Below are 2,551 nucleotides of genomic sequence, written 5' to 3'. Positions count from 1 at the left end.
TGTCGGATTCGTGGATGGACTGGAATCCGCGAATCGAGGAGCCGTCGAAGGCCAGGCCGTCCTCGAAGACGCTCTCGTCGAAGAACGAAACCGGAATCGTGAAGTGCTGCATGATGCCTGGCAAGTCACAGAACCGAACGTCGACAAACTCGACGTCCTCGTCCTTTACGAGTTTGAAAACGTCGTCGGGCGTCGTTTCCGTCACAGAAATGCTCCTTTACTTGGTGAGATCCGCGGCCTGACGCTATGGAGCAGATGTTGCCCGCCAGTCAACCCCGTGTTGCGCGCACGTTACGCGACCCATGTTGTTCACAAAAGAGGCGCCGTCACCGGCGGGTTCTATTGTGGGGCCATGGACCGCTGGATCGTAACTCTTCCGGTGCCCCGGCGCAGCGTTCGGTCGGGGTCGCGGGACGCGCTCGTCGCCGAGTCGAAGCCCGGCTCCAGACGATGACGCCGGACTCGCCGTCCACCTATCCCGGCGAGCGGCTGGGCCTGCCGCAGACCGGACCCGGTTCGCTGGCCCCGATGGGCCGCCGGCTGGGCGCGCTGATGATCGACTGGCTGATCTCGTACGGCCTGGCCGCGCTGGCCATGCGCTTCGGCTTGTTCTCCGAACACATGCTGTCGACGGCGGTGCTGGGCATCTGGTTCGTGCTCGGCGTGGTTTCGGTGCGGCTGTTCGGCTTCACGCCCGGTCAGTTGGTGCTGGGTCTACGGGTGGTGACGGTCGACGGGCGCGGGGCGGTCGGCGTCGTCCGGGCGGTGGTGCGGGGCGGGCTCGTCGGGATGGTCGTCCCGGCGTTGTTCACCGATTGGGACGGCCGCGGTATGCAGGACCGGCTGACCGCGACGGCGGTCGTCCGGCGCTGATTGGCTCCGATCTGGCTACTTACGCCGCACGGTGCGCTGCACACCACGCATCTTGCCGGCGTTCGGGAGCGGGCCCTTCGGCAGGACGGCGGCGCCGGCCCGCGTGCCCAGGGCGGCCAACCGGGACTCCAGCGTGTCCATCTGTTTGGCGGTGATGTTGGCCGGCAGGCGGTTGAGGTGGCGCTCCAATTTGGCCAGCGGAACCTCGTCTTCGCCGTTGCCGACGACCAGGTCGTAGATCGGCACATCGCCGATCAGGCGCGCGGTGCGTTTCTTCTCCTGGGCCAGCAGCGGGCGGACCCGGGCCGAGGATCCCTCGCCGACCAGGATGACGCCGGGACGGCCGATCACCCGGTGCACCGCGTCGAGGTGACCGGTCGCGGCCACCCCGGGCGTCACCCGCCACTTGCCGCGCAGGTTGTCCAAAGCCCATGCGGCCGCGCCGGTTTGGCCCTCGGCCTTGCTGTAGACGCTCTTCTGCGCGCGACGGCCGAAGACGATGAACGCGGCCAGCGCGCCCAGCACCACGCCGAGTGGGATCAGGGTGATCATCGTCAACCCGCCGGCCCACACACCGACCGCCACCGAGATGCCCACGATGACGACGAAGGCGCCGATCATGTACGGCAGCAGTCGCTTGTCCTCGCGGCGCTGCAGGTTGAACGCCTGCCACAGCTGGGCGCGGCGCTCCTTCGCGGCGGCCTTGCGCGCGGCCTGCGCCTGTGCCCGGGCGGCCTTGTTCTCAGCGGCGGTGCGGGGTTTAGCCATAGTCAAAGGATACGTATCGGCGCGGGCCGCCACGGCGGCGCGGCAGGTTCAGGCGCGGGTGCGCGCCGCTTGCTCGTAGAGCCGGCCCGCCCGGTAGGACGATCGCACCAGCGGCCCGGCCAGCACCCCGGAGAAGCCCAGCCCTTCGGCGTCGCGGGCGAACTCGACGAATTCCTCGGGCCGCACCCAGCGCTCGACCGGGTGGTGCCGGGTGGACGGACGCAGGTACTGGGTGATGGTGACGATGTCGCAGCCGGCGCCCCGCAGGTCGGCCAGGGCGGTGCGCACCTCGTCGGCGGTCTCGCCCAGCCCGAGGATGAGGTTGCTCTTGGTGACCAACCCGAACTCGCGTGCCGCGGCGATGACGTCCAGGCTGCGCCGGTAGCTGAACGCGGGCCGGATCCGCTTGAAGATCCGCGGCACGGTTTCGACGTTGTGCGCCAACACTTCCGGGCGTGATTCGAACACCTCGGCTAGCCGCGTGGGCTCACCGTTGAAGTCGGGGATCAACAGCTCCACCCCGGTCGACGGGTTGAGCTCCTTGATCGCGCGCACGGTCTCGGCGTAGAGCCAGGCCCCGCCGTCGGGCAGGTCGTCGCGGGCCACCCCGGTGATCGTGGCGTAGCGCAATCCCATGGTCTGCACGCTCTCGGCGACGCGCCTGGGCTCGTCGCGGTCCAGGGCGGCGGGCTTGCCGGTGTCGATCTGGCAGAAGTCGCAGCGGCGGGTGCACTGGTCGCCGCCGATCAGGAACGTGGCCTCCCGGTCCTCCCAGCACTCGAAGATGTTGGGGCAGCCCGCCTCTTCGCAGACGGTGTGCAGGCCTTCGCGCTGCACCAGGCTTTTCAGCTGGGTGTATTCGGGCCCCATCCGGGCCCGCACCTTGATCCACGGCGGCTTGCGCTCGATC

The 2,551-nt window shown here is 68.9% G+C and carries 4 protein-coding genes; 1 reads left to right on the top strand and 3 read right to left on the bottom strand.

Features of this window, described 5'->3' with window-relative positions:
- The coding region (locus tag A9X05_RS20980; RefSeq protein ID WP_197499157.1) for a glutamine synthetase beta-grasp domain-containing protein at nt 1-205 on the bottom strand (205 nt) is incomplete at its 3' end.
- 245 nt (nt 206-450) lie between these two features.
- Between A9X05_RS20980 and A9X05_RS20975 the strand changes: the two genes are divergently transcribed.
- Entirely contained in the window at nt 451-873 is a 423-nt protein-coding gene (locus A9X05_RS20975; RefSeq protein WP_067757998.1) for an RDD family protein, read from the top strand.
- 15 nt (nt 874-888) lie between these two features.
- Here A9X05_RS20975 and A9X05_RS20970 read toward each other — a convergent pair whose 3' ends face one another.
- A complete protein-coding gene (locus A9X05_RS20970; protein WP_067758001.1) occupies nt 889-1,641 on the bottom strand; it encodes a DUF4191 domain-containing protein in 753 nt (250 codons plus the stop codon).
- Nucleotides 1,642-1,689: 48 nt separating this feature from the next.
- Nucleotides 1,690-2,551 (bottom strand): lipoyl synthase (gene lipA / locus A9X05_RS20965; RefSeq protein WP_067783881.1); only part of this gene is annotated, 862 nt, incomplete at its 5' end.

The organism is Mycobacterium sp. E3298 (assembly GCF_001666895.1).
Classification (GTDB): Bacteria; Actinomycetota; Actinomycetes; order Mycobacteriales; family Mycobacteriaceae; genus Mycobacterium.
This window is presented reverse-complemented; position numbering and strand designations above follow the sequence as displayed.